Genomic DNA, 17321 nt, shown 5'->3' with positions numbered 1-17321 from the left:
ATTTCCGCTGAAGGGTCAGGAGAGTTGCTTTAAATAGTCAATAATTTTCTGTGTAACCACATCTGTTTCAAACAACGGGATGCCATGCGAGCCAGAAATCACTTCCACCTGAAGATTTGTTGCAGCTAAATTCTGTAAATCTTCTGCAACTTGGCAAGGAACCAGCTGATCTTCATGTGCCAGCAAATGATATTGTGGAGCCGGATAATTTTTTAAGATGGTCACCAGATTAAGCTGTTCCAGCAAAGCTAATCCCTGTTTTAACAAGGTTAGAGATTGCGGCTGGATTAAACTTTGTAATTTCTGTAAATCCTGCCGGCTCTGGGCACTACCCTGACAGACCAGATAACCAAAACGTTTTAAGGTCGCGGCCGCATCTTTGGCAAAGCCCTGTTTAAACTGCTGAAAAGTCTCGGGAACCATCCCGTGGGGCCACGCGTCTTGCGCAACAAAACACGGATTCGAAGCCAAAGTAATGAGCGCTTGCGGCGCCTGTCCGGATTGCGCCAGTGCATCGGCCAGTAAGGTTGCCAGCTGCCCACCCAGAGACCAGCCCATCAGCACGCTATAGCCTTTGGCCCGTTCCAGTTGCTGCTGAAATTTTACCGGATCCGCGGCATTAAAAATATTCAGGACATCGACCTGAAGGCCGTGTTGCATCAGGCTATGTTGTAAAGGCTGTAACAGGCCGGTTCCTCCGCCCCATCCGGTGATCAAAAGTATACGCTGCTGCATTGTGCTGTCCTTGTTTCCATCTAGTCGCAGTATAGTAAAAATAGCGACGCCTGCACTGCATTAAAATCGCCAAATCTCGGCCATAAAAAACCCGGCCAGTGCCGGGTCAATGTTGGGTTGGGCTTACATTTGCGATTGAATGTAGTTCTGCAAACCAATGAGTTCAATTAAACGCAACTGTTTTTCCAGCCAGTAAGTATGGTCTTCTTCGGTATCTGACATTTGCTGACGCAGCATGTCACGGGTGATGTAATCGCCCTTGTCTTCTGCCAGCTTGACGCCTTGGGCCAGTTTTTCACGCACCTCATATTCCAGCTTTAAATCGGCTTTTAAGCAGGACAGCACGTCGGTACCAACGTCAATATCATCACGCTGCATATTCGGAGTGCCTTCAAGGAACAAGACCCGGCGAATCAAGGCATCAGCGTGTTGTGATTCTTCCTGCATCTCATGGTCGATGCGTTCATAAATCTTGCTCAGGCCCCAATCTTCATACATACGCGAGTGAATCAGGTATTGATCACGAGCAGCCAGTTCGCCACCGATCAACATATTTAAATAGTCTACGACTTCTGGATTGCCACGCATTTTCATTACTCCCTTACGAATACGCTCATTATGGCGAAAGCCAAGCCAAGTTGCAAAAGATAATTTGTGTAAATATATGATTTTTATATAATTAAAATGAGAAGCATGTGCATTTACGGTTCCGGATTCAAACTTTTCCACATAAAAAAGAATTGCTTGCGCACATTTGTCTCACTTTTCTGCAACCCAAACACACAAAGCGGCAAATTTAGAATTTTGTAACTATCAAAAACGGTTCTTATTTCTGCGGTTTTTACGATTTTACTGCTGTGCTTTCTCTGTTTTGACCTATCACCAGATTCAGGCAGCAACCACTCAATCTAGAGAGCGGTTGCCTGCTGTTCTGTTAGCCCTGGGGCTGGCCATATTCAGCCATCAGGCTCAGAAACTGATCTTCATTCATGACCGGAATACCAAGTTTTTCCGCCTTCTCCAGTTTGGAACCGGCTTTTTCGCCCGCCACCAGACATTTGGTTTTACTGGAGACACTGCCACTTACCCGGGCGCCGAGCGCCTGTAGCATTTGAGTGGCTTCATCACGGCCCATTTTGCTTAAAGTACCGGTAATGACCCAGCTTTCACCATTTAACGGCTGACGGGTCGGCGCCAGCGGTGCATCCCAGTGAATACCGGCCGCCAGTAAACGGTCCAGCACTTCCAGGTTATGCGGTGCCTGGAAAAAGTCCAGAATCCATTCTGCGGTAATATCGCCGACATCCGGGGTTTTCTTGAGCGCCTCCAGATTGGCAACACGTAAGGCATCCAGCGTCTGGAAGGTATTGGCCAGCATCCGCGCGGTGGTTTCGCCGACACCTCGAATCCCCAAGGCATAAATAAAGGCGCCCAGCGTGGTTTTTTTACTGCGTTCAATTGCATCGAGCAGGTTTTGTACCGACTTCTCGCCCATTTTTTCAATCTTGAGCAAGGCCTCACGATGTTCATGCAGATGGTAAATGTCCGAAACATCCTTGAGCAGATTCAGATGCAGTAATGATTCTACCCAGCGATCACCCAGACCTTCAATATCCATGGCCTTACGCGAAACAAAGTGACGGATGGCCTCAATCCGCTGCGCTGCACAGTACAGGCCACCGGAACAGCGTGCCAACGCTTCGCCTTCCGGCATCACCACCGGCGAATCACACACCGGACAGCAGGCAGGTAGCTGTACGGTTTCAGCCTCCGCCGGACGAAATTCCGGCCAGACTTTTTCAACTTTCGGAATCACATCACCGCTGCGATAGACACTGACCGTATCGCCAATCCGCACATCTAGACGATGGATTTCACCAATATTGTGCAAGGTGACATTAGATACCGTCACCCCACCCACTGCCACCGGATTCAGGCGCGCCACCGGGGTCAAAGTACCGGTACGGCCCACCTGCCAATGAATATTTTCAACTGTTGTCAGCGCGCCGACTGCCGGGAATTTATAAGCAGTGGCCCAGCGCGGTTCGCGGCTTAAAAAGCCAAGCTGCTGCTGCTGTTTCAGGTCATTGACTTTAATTACCATGCCGTCAATTTCAACACTCAGCTGCGAGCGTTCCTGATTGATCTGCTCATAGACTTCTTGCACGGCCTGAATGCTGTCACAAACAAAATGACGCTCACCCACAGCAAAACCAAGCTGATGTAACCAGTCCAGGCTTTCGGACATGGTGTTCAGGCCATGATGCGGCACGCACTGGGCAATGCCATAGGCATAAAACGCCAGTGGACGTGAGGCCGCAATTTTCGGATCCAGCTGGCGCAAGCTGCCGGCCGCAGCATTACGCGGATTGGCAAAGGTCTTTTCGCCTTTGGCCAGATTAGCGGCATTGAGTTTTTCAAAACCCGATTTGGGCATCAGCACTTCACCGCGCACTTCCAGAAACTCCGGAATGCTGTACTCCGCTGAAGATAAGATTTTCGGCAGGTTGCGAATGGTTTTAACATTGTGAGTAATATCTTCACCGGTTTCGCCATCGCCGCGGGTCACGCCGCGCACCAGCACGCCATTGGCATACCACAAGGAAATCGCCAGCCCATCAAATTTCAGCTCGACATCATATTGAATGGTCTGGTTGCGTAAACGCTCTTCGGCGCGGCGGGCAAAGGCAAACAGTTCATCCTGGTTAAATACGTTGCCCAGAGACAGCATTGGTACCGCATGGGTGACGCTTTCAAATTTGCTTAAAGGCTGTCCACCGACTTTATTGGTTGGGGTATCGGCCTGAATCAGATCGGGATATTGTTGTTCTAAGGCTTTAAGTTGATGAAACAGCTGATCATACTCACTGTCTGCAATAACGGGCTGATCCAAGACATAATAGGCATGATTATGCTGGGCTAAAATCTGGATCAATTGGCGCATTTGCGCCACCACATCTGCATGTTGAGTCATATGTTCACCATAAAAAAGGGCGGTGATCCCGCCCTTAAAAAAATTTGTCGCTTGGCCGTATTATAGAAACCGGAGGCTGTGGTTTCAATTCTGTTATGCCAGCGAAGCCTGACCTGCGCGATAATCAATCGCCTGATGACGCCAGTGTTCGCGTAATTGCGGTGTTAATTCCAGATGGTTCTGGTCATACACGGTGCCATCAATTTCACGGGCAATCAGACCGGAAATGCTGATCATGGTATCAAAGGCATTTTGCACATCGCTATGTGGCAGGGCCAAGAAAAAGGCCAGACCTTTGACCTGTTCATTCGACAGGGTTTCCAGATCAAAACCGTCGGCGCCGTTGTCGGTAATTTGCAGCACTGAGAACAGCAGTTTGGAACCATCTTCGTTATAACGGTGGAAGCAGGACATTTCACCAAAGCGCAGACCATATTTAAGCAGCACTTTCAGGGTTTTCTCCCCCGATAAAATCCGGCGTTCCGGGAAAATATTCAGGGCAATAAATGATTCTGCAGTGGCCAAAGCGCTTTCATCATCTACCAGTTGCTGTTCATGCAGATGCGCATCCAGAATACTGCTTTCTTCTTCAAATTCACGAATATCGGCTTTCTCAATCTGGCTGTTGAGGCTAAATTCAGCTGGCACAGTTTCCGTTTTTTCGGTATCTACCCCAGCTTGAGTCTGTTCAGTCAATGCTGATTCAGGTGCAGATTCAGCAGCATGGGCTACAGCAGTCGCGGCAGCTGCAGCGGATTCAGTTTGGGCAGTTTCGATTGAGGCCTGTTCTGCCAGATTTTCTGCCTTTGCTTCTACCTCAGTCTTGGCTGCAGGTTCAGCATCTACAGATGTCGCGGCCTGTGCTTCGGTTTTCACCTGCGCTGTTTCGCTCGGCTCAGTCAGCTGCGTTTCAGTCATGGCCTGTGGCTCAATTTTGCTGTTTGGCTCGGCTGTGGCAAGATCGGCATCGCCTAACGTCGGTTCTACGCGCTGGGCCGGCTCAGTCTGCAACTGATGACGGACATGACGCGGAATGATCGGCTGCTGGCTATCGGCATTGACCTGCAGCTCGGAGTCCAGCGAAGGTGCTGCATCGGCCGGTTTTTTCAGGATCATTCTTAAACCGAAACCCATAATAATGAGCGCGATAATAATCCCAATGATTGTGGTGATTTCCATGTTATGCCTCCGCGACTAGACCGTATTCTGTAGCATCTTCTAGATTTACGCTGACTAATTTTGATGTTCCCGGTTCAGGCATAGTAACACCTAATAAATCGGTTGCCATCGTCATTGCCAGCTTGTTATGTGTGATATATATAAATTGCACCTGTTCGGACAGTTCCTGGACCAGGTTACAGAAACGTCCGACATTGGCATCATCCAGCGGTGCATCGACTTCATCCAGCACACAAAACGGTGCCGGATTTAAACGGAAAATGGCAAAGACCAGTGCCAGTGCGGTCAGTGCTTTTTCTCCACCCGACAACAGCGCCAGTGAGCTGTTGCGTTTACCCGGTGGTCTTGCCATTAGTTTTACACCCGATTGCCAGTCATCTTCAAGACTTAAACTGGCTTCACCACCATTAAACACTTTGGGAAACAGCGCCTGCAGTTCGGTATTAATCTGGTCAAAGGTGGTCATAAACAGCTTGCGCGTTTCCTGATCAATACTTTTCATGGCCGCCTGTAACTGGGCCACGGTTTTTTCCAGATCTTCAATCTGATGGCTCAGTTCGGCATAACGGGCTGAAACTTCTTCATATTCTTCTGAAGCCGCCAGATTCACCGCACCCAATTTATCAAACTGCGCCTGGGCTTTTTCTAGCTGCTGCTGATGGGCCGTTACATCAATGTTCAGCCCCGGAATCAGCTCGCTGTTTAAGGCTTTCAGCTGTTCGGAATAATGCTGCAAGTCAGATTTGGCCGCTTGCCAAGCCAGACGTTTTTCTTCCAGCTGGCTACGCAGTTTTTCATCCTGCTGCTGCTGTTGATGGCGCTGCTCGGTCAGCTGCTGCTGTTTGCTCTGAATCTGGTTCAGTTCCAGCTGCCATTCATTCCAGGTCTGTTGCAGTTTTTCCGTCTGCTGCTGCTGCTCGGCAAACTGGCTGGCTAGTGCCGGCAATTCCAGCTGCACCGGATCGACAAACTTTTTCGCCTGCTCCATTTGTGCTGCAATCTGCTGATGCTGGGTCTTTAAAAAACCACCATCTTTTTCCAGCAGTTCCAGCTGCTGTGTGGCCTGCACCGACTGGCGTCTTAACAGTTCCAGTTCCTGTTGCTGTTGCTGATATAGCTGCTGCGCCTGCTCCAGTTGTGCCGTTAATTCTTCCAGCTGGAATTGCAGGGTTTTATAGTTTGGCAGCGCCTGTTCCAGCTTGAGACTCAGTGCATGCAGATCAATTTCCAGATCATCTTTTTGCATGGCATCTTCTTCCAGCTGCTCCTCCAGTTGCTGCAGCTGATGCTGTAATTGCTGCTTCTGCACGGCAAAGGCCTGCGCGGCGCTCTGGATTTTGGCAATCTGCAGATCCAGTGCCTGCAATGCCTGCTGCTGCTGTTTCAACTGCGTATGTTGTTCAGTAAGCTGTTGCTGCAACTGCTGGCACTGCTGTTGGCTGATGTTAAAGTCCTGTTCGGCCTGCTGTAACTCGGCCTGTTTCTGGCTCAGTAGCCCATCAATCTCTTCCAGACGGATGCGATGGCTTAAAGCGCCTTGCGCCGATAGTGAGGCTTCATCAAACAGTAAACCAATGACCCAGTCCGGCCCGACCTGATAGCCATCTAGGGTTAGAATGCTCTGCCCAGCCTGTAACTTTGGCTGTAATTGCAGCGCCTGCGCTAAATCATCAGCCAGTGCCACCTGTTGCCATAAAGAAGAAGATGGCGATTCAATCCAGTCCGCCAGACAGCTTAAATTTGCCAGCTGAATCGGTGCGTGCTGGGCAGCAGGTTTTAACTGACGCGCCAGACTGTCCTGAAAGTTGTCATCTGCATCAAGCATTTGCGCATTCAGCCATTTGGCCAGAAACTTCTCAATTAATGCCGCATGCGGTTTGGCAGCATCGTTCAGGGTTAGCACCTGCATTAAGGCGGTGTGCTGTAACTGCTGTTTGGGGCTGTTTTTAATCAGTAGCTGATTCAGGTTTTTCTGCTCGGCCTGGAGCACCTGAATTTCCGATTTCAGTTCAGTACTGCTATTTTTATGCTGATTCAGCAGGCTGTGTGCCTGTTGCAGCTGCTGCTGTTGCGCCTGAATCTGCTGCTCCAGTTCGGCCAGCTGCTGGCTTAACTGAGCTTTGTCCTGGTTCAGCTGTTCGATTTCATCTTGCTGGGCCTGACTTTGCAGCGAGCTGCTCTGCTGCTGCAAGGTGTCTTTTTGCTGTTCAATCCGGCTGATATTTTTTAGCAACTGTTCGCTCTGGGCCAGCATTTGCAGTTTTTGCTGCTGCTGTTTTTCCACCTGCGCCTTAATCTGCTCAAACTGCTGCTGCACCTGTTGCTGCTGGGCTTTGAGCTGCTGCACAGCCTGTGCCTGCTCTTGCGTGCTTTGCTCGGCCTGTTGCAGCTGCTCGGTATACTGTTCCTGCTGGCTGAGTACTGTTTCTAGCTGCAGATCAATCAGCTGCAGACGTTCTTTGGTCTGGGCTTTCTGTTCCTGCAACTGAGCCAGCGTACTGCTGTTTTGCTGGACCAGCGACTGTTTCTGCTCCAGGGTCATTTTCAGCTCAGCCAGTTTCTTTTCAGCCTGCTGCCATTCATTCTGTAATGGTGTCGATTGCTGAATCAGACGCTGGAACAGCTCACTGGTATTGCCCAAATCATGTTCCAGCGTGCTTAGCTCGGAACGGGTCAGCTTGAACTGTTCGCCCAGTTCGGTCATCTGCACAGTATATTCCTGCTGCAAACGACTGCTCTGCTCGCACTGGAACGATAAAATTTCAATTTTAATGCTGCGAATCTGGCTTTCTAAAGTCTTGTACTGCAGCGCAGTTTCCGACTGGCGTTTTAGGGTTTTGAGCTGGCCTTTCAGTTCACTGGCAATATCTTCCAGCCGCGATAAATTCTGGCTGGTATGATCCAGATGCAGCATAGTTTCACGGCGACGGGCCTGATAACGCGATACCCCGGCCGCTTCTTCAATAAATACCCGCATTTCTTCCGGTTTGGCATCGACCAGACGGTTAATCATGCCCTGTTCGATAATGGCATAGGAGCGCGGCCCTAAACCGGTGCCGAGGAAAATATCGGTAATATCACGGCGCCGGCATTTGGTGCCATTTAAAAAATATTCCGACTTGCCATCGCGGTTGACCTGACGACGCACCGCCAGTTCGGTATAGGCGTTATACGCGCCACCCAGCTTGCCATAGGTATTGTCAAAGCGCAGTTCGACACTGGCCATGCCCACCGGTTTACGTTTGGCGGTCCCGGTAAAAATCACATCCTGCATGCTGCCGCCACGCAGCTGACGCGCGCTGGATTCACCCATGACCCAGCGAATGGCATCAATCACATTGGACTTGCCACAGCCATTGGGGCCGACCACGGCCGTCCGGTTGGCTTTAAAATGTAAGGTGGTACTATCGGCAAAAGATTTAAAGCCGGAAAGTTTTAAGCTGCTTAAACGCATAATGTCCCGATCAACGGCGTGAGCGGCGTGCCCAGGCCAGTTCAATTTGTTTCATACGGGTCAGAGATTCCAACACCAGATTGCGCAAGTGTCGACAAAAATCATCCATAAATAAAGAGGCTTGTTGTGATTTTCGGATTAAAATTGCATCAATTACCAGTTTAAATAGATCAAACGATTCCTGTAACTCCCGACGTGACGTATTCAGGGTTAAAAAATAGCTGCGCCGTAACGACGGCAGCAACTCTTGATAGAATTTCATCAGGTACAGATTGGCCACCATATCCTGCTGCTGGGCCAGGGTTTGGAAAATTAGGTCATAAAATTTTTCGGTATGACCCTGCCGGTATTCGGCCTCAATCTGCTCCATCAGCTTTTGCAGCTGCTCAATTTCATGATGACGCCAGGTTTCTGCAATGCGCTGTACTATCTGCCCCAGCAGCAAGCTGCAGGTATCAAACAGGGCGCGCACCTGCTGGGCCGACATTTCCGACACAATCGCGCCGCGCCGCGGAAAAATTTCAATTAGATGGGTACGTTCCAACAGCAGCAGTGCCTCACGCACCGAACCGCGACTGACATCCAGCTCTTTGGCAATACGCAGTTCCTGAATGCGCTCGCCCTCTACCAGCTCGCCACTAATAATCTGCTCGCCGATATGTTTTGCAATCTGTTCAGATAGACTGTCTGTTTCTTGTTGTTGCATACTGTTCCTGTGTTATTTTTATACCATGCGCGCAGTTGCAGCGGGTCTTTCTTATTGTCTTTTTTACTGGCTTAGCGACCAAATTTCCATGACATTGTCCGACAATTTTCTGTCGCTATAGCCAATTTTCAACCACACCATCAAGCGCTTAAAAATAAGCGCTAAAGCCCTGGTAAATAAAATACAGACCGACGGTGGTCAACAAACCTGAAAAACATTTTTTTAGCATGGCCGGTGACAAAATATGTGCAACTTTTGCGCCAAGCTTGGCGGTAATAAAGCTCATCACGCTAATGCCAATAAAGGCATATAAATGTACATAGCCCCAGGTATTCGGCACGCTCACCTCAGACTGCTGGCCAAACCAGACAAAACCTAATGCACCAGCAATAGCAATCGGCAAACCGCAGGCCGCCGAAGTGGCAACTGCTTTTTGCATCACCACACCACAACGGTTCAGGAACGGTACGGTTAAGCTACCGCCGCCAATCCCGAAAATGGCCGAGGCAATCCCAATTCCGCCGCCAGCCAGCATTTGCGCACCGGTTGAAGGCAACTGACGTGAAGGATCAACCGGGGTATTTGAACCACGGAACATGCGATAGGCCACCCACACCGCAAAGAAACCAATTACCAGCTGCAAGCCCTGCCCCGACATTAAATCGGCAATCCCGGCGCCAAAAAATGCACCCAGAATTAGGCCGGGCGCCAAATTGCGAAACACATTCCACATCACCGCACCTTTTTTATGGTGCGCCGTGACCGAACTGATCGAAGTTACGATAATGGTCGCCAGTGAAGTCCCGACCGCCATATGCATAATCACGCTAGGATCATAATTCAGCTGGGTAAATACAATGTACAAAATTGGCACAATAATTAAGCCACCGCCCACCCCGAACAGACCCGCAGCAAATCCGGCAATTGCGCCAATCAGTAAATATATGATTAACTCCATAAATTATATTCCACTATTCTCAGATTCATATGGATGTAGAGACTCGACAGTTACAACAACAGCTCAGCGAAGCCGGACAGCTTCCTGAAGTCCTCATTTTAAAACCTGTGACTACATCAACCAATGATGATGTACGCGAGATTGCTCAAAAAGGATTACAGAGCGTTCTGGTCTGTAGCGCCCGACAAACACAAGGCAGAGGACAACGCCAACGGCAATGGGTGTCCCCAGAAGGAAACGTCTATTTAAGCACATTGCTAAATTTACGAACACCCGTAGATGGCCGTTTAGCCCTGGAAATTGCCTTAAATATTTTGCAGATGCCAAGCCTGCGCCAGCTGAACCTGCAGGTGAAGTGGCCGAATGATTTATATAGCCCGCAAGGCAAATGGGGCGGTATTCTGATTGAGCCCCTGTCGACCCAGCAGGTCATTGTCGGGGTGGGGATTAATCTGGCGCCAATTCCGGCCGAGCAGATTGATCAGCACGCCACTTCCCTGGCCGAATTGGGCCTAAATGATATTTCCCGAATTCAGCTGATTGCCGAGCTGTATCTGGCCATTCAGCAGGCACAAGAATGGTTTAACCATAACAGCTATCAACTGGCTTCACGTTTTAATCATCATGCCGCTTTTCAGCAACAGCCGGTAGAATTTGAACATCATGGCGGTGTGGCCCAGGGGTTGTTTTTAGGCATTCAGGATGATGGCGCAATTCAGATTGAAACTGCCTCTGGCGTTGAAGTGTTTTATCAGGGCCGTTTACGCCCGCAAATGTCGGGACAGTGAGCGCAGCACATGAAAAATTTATGGTTAGATATTGGCAATACCCGGCTCAAATACTGGATTACCGAACATCAGCAGATTGTAGAACATGCCGCTGAACTGCATCTGCAATCTCCGGCCGATTTACTGCTGGGCCTGATCCAGCATTTTAAAAGCCTGAACCTGACCCATGTCGGGGTATCTTCGGTGCAGGACCAGAAAAATAATGAACGGATTCAGCAGATTTTAAAATTCCTGAATATTCCGGTGATTTTTGCACGGGTACAGGCCGAATATGCCGGCCTGAGCTGCGGCTATGATATTCAGCAGCTGGGGATTGACCGCTGGCTGCAGGTACTGGCCGTAGCTGAAGCCGATAAAGATTTATGCGTGATTAGCTGCGGCACCGCGCTGACCATTGATCTGACTCAAGGCCATCAGCATCTGGGGGGTTATATTCTGCCCAACCTATATTTGCAGCGTGATTCGTTAATCCAGCACACCAAAGGCATTCGGATTCCGGAAGCAGCCTTTGATGACCTAAGCCCCGGCACCAATACCTTGGATGCTGTGCATCATGGTATTTTACTGGGACTGCTCAGCAGTATTGAATATGTCATGCAGCAATCCCCGCGGCAACTGGTGCTGACTGGGGGTGATGCGCCGCTGTTTGCCAAATTCCTGCAACATTACCAACCACTAGTGGAGCAGGACTTATTGCTGAAAGGTTTGCAGCGCTATATCCAGCATTATTCCACGGCCAATGAGTCCACACCGCTTATTCCACAATAATATGAGGCAGTATCGCCTGCCAGACTTCCACCAGTTCGGTACAGCCTTGAGAGTCAATAAAATGGCCTTGATGCTGTGCCTCAATGGCTTTGGCATCCAGACTGCGCGCCTGCTCCAGACTAAATTTTGGCAGCACCCGGTCATCGCCAGCTGAGTAAATCACCACCCGATGCGCAATCTGGCGTTTTAGCAAGTCAAAATCAATTTTACAGGCATCAATAAAAGGATTGACCTCGTCCAGCCGGCCCAAACGGCCATTAAAGCCGGCCACCAGCACCACCTGTTTAATTTTCTGGGTTTTCAGTTTCTTGGTCAGAAAGTGCAAAGTGGCAATACAGCCCAGACTATGGGCAATGAAAATGGTATTTTCGTCAATCTCATCGATCTGCTCATCCATTTGCCGCTTCCACACTTCCAGAGTTGGCGTTGGCGATGGATCGAGTCTTAACACTTTCAGACTGGCTTTTTGCTGGTCGGCATATTCCTGAATCCAGGGAAACCAGTTTTCATCCGGACTGGCGGTATAGCCATGTACCACATAAATTTGTGCCATTGTTGTGCTCGCTGTTCGTTCCTGATGCACATCAGTGTGCCCGAAACAGCGCGGCTTTCGGGTAAGCGTCTGTTGGGTTTTCTTAAAGATCACCGCAGCACGTTCGCTTGAATGACTTAAAAATGGAGAGCAACAAAAAGGCGCACCCGGCGCCTTGTTGTTTTGAATCCCTTATTTTTTCGGTTCTTTACCACCGAACAGCGGACCCATACCGCCACCACCGCCAAACTGCTTTTGCAGATTGCCCAATGATTTCATCATTTTTGCCATACCTGATGGATTGGCAAATTTCTTCATCATTTTGGCCATTTGCGCATGCTGTTTAATCAGTTTATTGACTTCAGACACATCCATACCACAACCGGCCGCAATACGTTTTTTACGGCTTGGGTTCATCAGGTCCGGATTACGGCGTTCTTTGACGGTCATCGACTGGATGATGGCTTCCATCTTTTTCACCTGCTTCTCTGGGTTCGCCTGTGCAATCGCATCCTGAATACCAGAGTTACTCATGCCCGGCAGCTTGTCCAGGAAGCCCATCATACCGCCCATTTTATTCATTTGCTCAAACTGCATCAGCATGTCTTCAAAGTTGAAGCTGCCGCCTTTTTGCAGTTTTTTCGCCATTTTTTCGGCTTTTTCTTTGTCGATTTTGCGTTCAACTTCTTCGACCAGAGAAAGCACATCACCCATGCCCAGAATACGCTGTGCCACACGTTCCGGATGGAATGGCTCGAGGGCATCGAGTTTTTCACCCATCCCCAGGAATTTGATTGGCTTGCCAGTAATGGCACGCACCGACAGCGCCGCACCACCACGCGCATCACCATCCGTTTTGGTGAGAATGACACCGGTTAATGGCAAGGCATCATTAAAGGCTTTGGCAGTATTGGCCGCATCCTGACCGGTCATGGCATCAACCACGAACAGGGTTTCAGTCGGGTTAATCGCTGCATGCAGCGCTTTAATTTCGTCCATCATGTCATCATCGACATGCAGACGACCGGCGGTATCGACAATTAACACATCGGCAAACTGGATTTTTGCCTGCTCAATGGCACGATTGGCAATATCAATCGGGCGTTCATTGGCATTCGATTCCAGGAAAATCGCACCGACATCCCCGGCCACTGTTTGCAGCTGTTTAATTGCCGCTGGACGATAAACGTCGGCAGACACCATCGCCACTTTTTTCTTTTGACGTTCCTGTAAGAAACGTGCCAGCTTGGCTGCCGTGGTGGTTTTACCCGCACCCTGCAAACCGGCCAGAAGCACCACCACTGGTGGTTTTGCTGCAAGGTCAAGGCTCTCGTTGGCCTCGCCCATCATTTTGGTTAATTCGTCATAAACGATTTTAACGAATGCCTGACCCGGTGATAACTGTGTCATCACTTCCTGACCTAATGCCTCTTCCTTAACTTTCGCGATGAATTCACGAGTTACAGGTAACGCCACATCGGCTTCAAGAAGTGCCATACGTACTTCACGTAACGTATCTTTAATATTGTCTTCGGTTAGCTGCCCTGAGCCAGTAACATTTCTTAAACTCTGCGTGAGTCGTTCTGTTAAGGTATCAAACATTGCAAAATCCGCTTAAAATAGCCATCAGCAAAAAAATGTTTCTTAAAATAGAAAATTTATGCATAAGATGCTATAGGATACTGTAGTTCGCATCGAATTTATATAAATGAATATTCATCATCCTGAAAAAGGTTTGACATGAGCAGTCTCCCCTTGGTTTACACGATTCTGGCATTAATCGCTTATACCACTTCGTTCTGGTATTTATTTATGCATTTAATGTCCAAGCGTGCTCCAAACCATTGGTTTATTGGTATTGTGCTGGGCTTGGGTTTATGTTTGCACGCCGCTGTGCTGTATAACGACATGCTGCTGCCGATGGGCATTAACTATAACGTGTTTAACCTGATGTCCTTTACCTCAGGCTTAATGCTGTTATTAAGTGTGCTGTTTAGTACTTACCGGCCGGTGATTGCGCTAAACCTGATTGGGATTCCAGTGGCCGCAACCGGCCTGATTCTGGGGCATTCCTTTAGCGGTTTAAACCTGTTTGTCGAAAACAATTCTTTAGGTCTGGATATTCATATCCTACTGTCGTTATCGGCCTATGCGGTCTTGCTGATGGCCACCATTCATGCGGTCTTGCTCTGGTTTCAGAACCGGGAGCTGAAAAACAAACAGAAACGCCGGATTTGGGTGAATTTGCTGCCACCGTTTCAAGCCATGGAAGAGCTGCTGTTTGATATGCTGATTGCCGGCTTTATCCTGCTGACGCTGGCATTGGGTTTTGGTTTCCTAACCATTGATAACTTCTTTGCCCAGCACTTAGCGCATAAGACTGCCTTTAGTATTATTTCCTGGTTTATCTATGGCGCGCTGCTGTTGGGCCGTTATAAATTTGGCTGGCGTGGCCAGAAAGCCATTCGCTTTACCATTATTGGCTTCTTCTTGCTGGCGCTTGGCTTTATTGGTTCCAAGTTTGTGTTACAGATGATTTTGGGCAAGTAAGATGCTTTTGTTCAGTTTGCCACATTAAAAGCGTGGAACAGTGATTAAATAATAAGCGTGGAACATGTTAAATTATTAACAAAGCCCAAGTATCCGTGCCTGAGCTTTTTACCATACGATAAGGTTATGATTTATATGGAATAAAAAATAGTATTTCGTATAACGTGTATTATGTTAATTTTAGAAAAATTTTATAATCTTTGTAGAAGCCTTCAGCCATTACTCTAAAAACTTAGGCTCATACCGAATTTTTAAGACTTTGTTTAAAAAACTAGATAAAGCTGATACATTAAAAATGAGATTATAAAAAAGAAAGATGGTGCCAGTGATGAAAATTAAACATCCCATTCTAAAATTGGTCGTAAGCTGTCTATGCTTAAATTCAACATATGCAATAGCCTCTCCTGTCATTCTCAATAATGGCAAAGTCCAAACATCTAATATCTCTAGCAAAATGCCAGGAACAATCTTATCCATACAAGAAGAGAGTATTGATCTATTTACCAATGCTTCACAGCGGTTCTTAATCACTTACCGTAGTCGCGGAGTACAGTCTGAACCAATTGTGACTTCAGGATATCTCTTACTGCCTAAAGGTAAAGTACCCAAAGGGGGATGGCCTGTTCTTGCTTGGGCTCATGGTACAACTGGTGTAGCAGATACTTGTGCGCCTTCTGGAGATTATGTCGGCGGCCCAGTCCATGTCTATCAACAAATTGCTGCGAAAGCACTAAATGCCTGGCTTGCCCGCGGATATGCAGTCGTCGCACCTGATTATCAGGGTTTAGGTACTCCAGGTGGACATCCATATATGAATGCACAAAGTCAGTTGCACACTGTCGTTGATGCCGTACGGGCGACCCACCTTTTAAAGCCTTATAAATTTAGTAAAAACTGGTATGTAATGGGGCATAGTCAAGGCGGTGCAGCATCTCTGAAGGTTGCAGCGGACGGTCAGAAAGATGCACCTGAATTTAATTTGCGTGGGGCAATTGCACTCGCACCGGGTGGCTATCAATACCAAGGAATCGCTGAATACGTAGCAACCCATTCTCAAATTGAAACAAGTGTTGCCGCATTTTTCCCAGTCGTACTTCTGGGAGCAGAAGCAGCAGATCCTAGCCTAGCTCCAGCAAATTTAGTTAGTTCAGAGATGGGGGAAATTCTTAATTATGCACGTAATCGCTGTTTGTCAGAATTACAATCTGATCTAAAAGCAGCACCTAAAACAGTCTTTAAACCGAATGTAAATTTGACACCTTTGACAAATTATTTAAAAAAACAGTCTATTGAGAATATGACACCTACTGTGCCGCTTTTAATTGTACAAGGTGATAAAGATCAGCTTGTAGATTACCGTGGTACTTATGCTTACTATCAGCAAGTATGTAAGAATCAAAAACCTATTGCCTTTCACCCGGTCAAGAATGGAGATCATCGTGACTCTTTAAGACAAAGTGAATTGCTGATTGGAAGCTTTATCAATTCAGTTGAACAAGGGAAAACTGTAAATACCTGCAATTCAAAATGATACGGTAGATTTAGGATTTTGAACTCAAAATAAAGCTACGCAGTATAAAAATTAAATATTTCGAGTTTTAATATACAAATGGAAATAAATCAAAATGATGCCACCAAGTTTATTATCACTGACGAATAAAATAGCACTTGTAACAGGCGGTGCAGCAGGTATTGGGAAAGCCAGCGCTCTCATTCTTGCACAAGCAGGCTCGGACGTTATGATTGCCGATTTAAATTTAGAAGCAGCTAAACATACAGCTGAAGAGATCAAGAAGCTAACTGGACGCAACATAGAATATGTTGCATGCGATATTCTGCAAGATGATCAATTGGTCAATGCAGTGAATAAAACAATCGAAACTTTTGGTCACATTCACATCTTAGTGAACAATGCTGGAGGAGGTGGCGGTGGCCGTGAATCTCCTGATCAAATTACCGTAGATACTATAGAACGTGATTTTCAGCTTAATGTGTTTGCTGCTTGGCGATTGTGTCAACTCGTCGCACCGCATATGAATAAAGCGGGTGATGGCTCAATCATAAATATCAGCTCTATGAGTTCAATTAACAAAAGCCCTGCTATGAGTGGATATGCATCATCAAAAGCTGCTTTAAACCATATGGTCGCTAATTTGGCACATGATTTTGGTCCAAATATACGTATTAATGCTGTAGGTCCTGGAGCGATTCGTACCGCAGCACTAGAAAAAGTACTGAAGCCTGAGATTGAAAAAACAATGCTTTCTCACACACCATTACAACGATTAGGTGAACCCGAAGATATCGCGAGAGCTGTGTTATTCTTTGCCTCACCTATTTCATCATGGGTTTCTGGACAAACCTTATTTGTAAATGGTGGTGGTGTACAAACACTTGATTAAAGAGTGCTGTCTAAAACCTAAAATTCTTATAAATTGAATATGAGGTGCAATCTGTATTTGGATGCATAGCAACTGGCTTAAAGTTGCTACACAGGTCTCAATCCCCCCCATTTAACATAATGGCGATTATACGAAATATAAATGTAAACCCAAAGTAGAAATGTCCGGTTTCTCCAAAGTAAAAATGTCCGCTTTTAGAATATGCACTTTTGCAATTTTCTTAGCGGACGGTTTGATATGTTGGTGTCTATGTCGGATAAAGAACTTAAACGATT

14 protein-coding genes are annotated in these 17321 nt (G+C 47.5%); 5 read left to right on the top strand and 9 right to left on the bottom strand.

Translation table 11 applies throughout. From position 1 onward, the window contains the following. Positions 1-15: 15 nt before the first annotated feature. From FTT64_RS12960 to FTT64_RS12930, 7 genes are all read right to left on the bottom strand, one after another. Entirely contained in the window at positions 16-735 is a 720-nt protein-coding gene (locus FTT64_RS12960) for an alpha/beta fold hydrolase (RefSeq protein WP_180182468.1), read from the bottom strand. A gap of 123 nt (positions 736-858) precedes the next feature. Then, positions 859-1323, bottom strand: a complete 465-nt coding sequence (gene bfr / locus FTT64_RS12955) for a bacterioferritin (protein WP_005175934.1) — start codon at positions 1321-1323, stop codon at positions 859-861. A gap of 346 nt (positions 1324-1669) precedes the next feature. Continuing rightward, on the bottom strand, positions 1670-3709 hold the full coding sequence (gene ligA / locus FTT64_RS12950; RefSeq protein ID WP_168396983.1) for an NAD-dependent DNA ligase LigA: 2040 nt from the start codon (positions 3707-3709) through the stop codon (positions 1670-1672). Positions 3710-3802: 93 nt separating this feature from the next. After that, positions 3803-4888 carry a cell division protein ZipA C-terminal FtsZ-binding domain-containing protein gene (locus FTT64_RS12945; protein ID WP_168396982.1) on the bottom strand — a complete coding sequence of 362 codons (1086 nt, stop codon included), beginning with the start codon at positions 4886-4888 and terminating at the stop codon, positions 3803-3805. Position 4889: 1 nt separating this feature from the next. Continuing rightward, a complete protein-coding gene (smc, locus tag FTT64_RS12940) occupies positions 4890-8342 on the bottom strand; it encodes a chromosome segregation protein SMC (protein WP_127798729.1) in 3453 nt (1150 codons plus the stop codon). A 10-nt stretch (positions 8343-8352) separates the two neighbouring features. Further along, a complete protein-coding gene (locus FTT64_RS12935) occupies positions 8353-9048 on the bottom strand; it encodes a GntR family transcriptional regulator (protein WP_005175922.1) in 696 nt (231 codons plus the stop codon). Positions 9049-9196: 148 nt separating this feature from the next. Continuing rightward, the gene (locus FTT64_RS12930) at positions 9197-10006 is read right to left on the bottom strand and encodes a sulfite exporter TauE/SafE family protein (protein WP_075167580.1); all 810 of its coding nucleotides are present in this window, start codon (positions 10004-10006) and stop codon (positions 9197-9199) included. Between the two features lie 29 nt (positions 10007-10035). Between FTT64_RS12930 and FTT64_RS12925 the strand changes: the two genes are divergently transcribed. Further along, the gene (locus FTT64_RS12925; protein WP_168396981.1) at positions 10036-10794 is read left to right on the top strand and encodes a biotin--[acetyl-CoA-carboxylase] ligase; all 759 of its coding nucleotides are present in this window, start codon (positions 10036-10038) and stop codon (positions 10792-10794) included. 9 nt (positions 10795-10803) lie between these two features. Continuing rightward, on the top strand, positions 10804-11562 hold the full coding sequence (locus FTT64_RS12920; RefSeq protein ID WP_016659855.1) for a type III pantothenate kinase: 759 nt from the start codon (positions 10804-10806) through the stop codon (positions 11560-11562). Here FTT64_RS12920 and FTT64_RS12915 read toward each other — a convergent pair. Beyond that, positions 11549-12115 (bottom strand): alpha/beta hydrolase, encoded by a 567-nt coding sequence (locus tag FTT64_RS12915; protein ID WP_005175903.1) that lies wholly within the window; start codon positions 12113-12115, stop codon positions 11549-11551. The two genes, FTT64_RS12920 and FTT64_RS12915, sit on opposite strands and share 14 nt — an antisense overlap. Before the next feature lie 171 nt (positions 12116-12286). After that, entirely contained in the window at positions 12287-13696 is a 1410-nt protein-coding gene (ffh, locus tag FTT64_RS12910; protein WP_005175901.1) for a signal recognition particle protein, read from the bottom strand. A 138-nt stretch (positions 13697-13834) separates the two neighbouring features. Between ffh and FTT64_RS12905 the strand changes: the two genes are divergently transcribed. The 3 genes from FTT64_RS12905 (at position 13835) to FTT64_RS12895 (ending at position 17046) form a co-directional block, all read left to right on the top strand. Further along, positions 13835-14644 carry an inner membrane protein YpjD gene (locus FTT64_RS12905; protein ID WP_016659852.1) on the top strand — a complete coding sequence of 270 codons (810 nt, stop codon included), beginning with the start codon at positions 13835-13837 and terminating at the stop codon, positions 14642-14644. A 325-nt stretch (positions 14645-14969) separates the two neighbouring features. Beyond that, positions 14970-16175, top strand: coding sequence for a S9 family peptidase (locus FTT64_RS12900; RefSeq protein ID WP_171457096.1), 1206 nt, complete (start codon positions 14970-14972; stop codon positions 16173-16175). Positions 16176-16272: 97 nt separating this feature from the next. Beyond that, positions 16273-17046, top strand: a complete 774-nt coding sequence (locus tag FTT64_RS12895) for a glucose 1-dehydrogenase (RefSeq protein ID WP_163172773.1) — start codon at positions 16273-16275, stop codon at positions 17044-17046. Positions 17047-17321 lie beyond the last annotated feature (275 nt).

It is taken from the genome of Acinetobacter sp. Q186-3 (assembly GCF_013420655.1).
Classification (GTDB): domain Bacteria; phylum Pseudomonadota; class Gammaproteobacteria; order Pseudomonadales; family Moraxellaceae; genus Acinetobacter; species Acinetobacter indicus.
This window is presented reverse-complemented; position numbering and strand designations above follow the sequence as displayed.

Coding starts and splice junctions, on each gene's coding strand:
- FTT64_RS12960 (WP_180182468.1), bottom strand. CDS start 735: ATGCAGCAGCGTATACTTTTGATCACCGGATGGGGCGGAGGAACCGGC.
- bfr (WP_005175934.1), bottom strand. CDS start 1,323: ATGCGTGGCAATCCAGAAGTCGTAGACTATTTAAATATGTTGATCGGT.
- ligA (WP_168396983.1), bottom strand. CDS start 3,709: ATGACTCAACATGCAGATGTGGTGGCGCAAATGCGCCAATTGATCCAG.
- FTT64_RS12945 (WP_168396982.1), bottom strand. CDS start 4,888: ATGGAAATCACCACAATCATTGGGATTATTATCGCGCTCATTATTATG.
- smc (WP_127798729.1), bottom strand. CDS start 8,342: ATGCGTTTAAGCAGCTTAAAACTTTCCGGCTTTAAATCTTTTGCCGAT.
- FTT64_RS12935 (WP_005175922.1), bottom strand. CDS start 9,048: ATGCAACAACAAGAAACAGACAGTCTATCTGAACAGATTGCAAAACAT.
- FTT64_RS12930 (WP_075167580.1), bottom strand. CDS start 10,006: ATGGAGTTAATCATATATTTACTGATTGGCGCAATTGCCGGATTTGCT.
- FTT64_RS12925 (WP_168396981.1), top strand. CDS start 10,036: ATGGATGTAGAGACTCGACAGTTACAACAACAGCTCAGCGAAGCCGGA.
- FTT64_RS12920 (WP_016659855.1), top strand. CDS start 10,804: ATGAAAAATTTATGGTTAGATATTGGCAATACCCGGCTCAAATACTGG.
- FTT64_RS12915 (WP_005175903.1), bottom strand. CDS start 12,115: ATGGCACAAATTTATGTGGTACATGGCTATACCGCCAGTCCGGATGAA.
- ffh (WP_005175901.1), bottom strand. CDS start 13,696: ATGTTTGATACCTTAACAGAACGACTCACGCAGAGTTTAAGAAATGTT.
- FTT64_RS12905 (WP_016659852.1), top strand. CDS start 13,835: ATGAGCAGTCTCCCCTTGGTTTACACGATTCTGGCATTAATCGCTTAT.
- FTT64_RS12895 (WP_163172773.1), top strand. CDS start 16,273: ATGCCACCAAGTTTATTATCACTGACGAATAAAATAGCACTTGTAACA.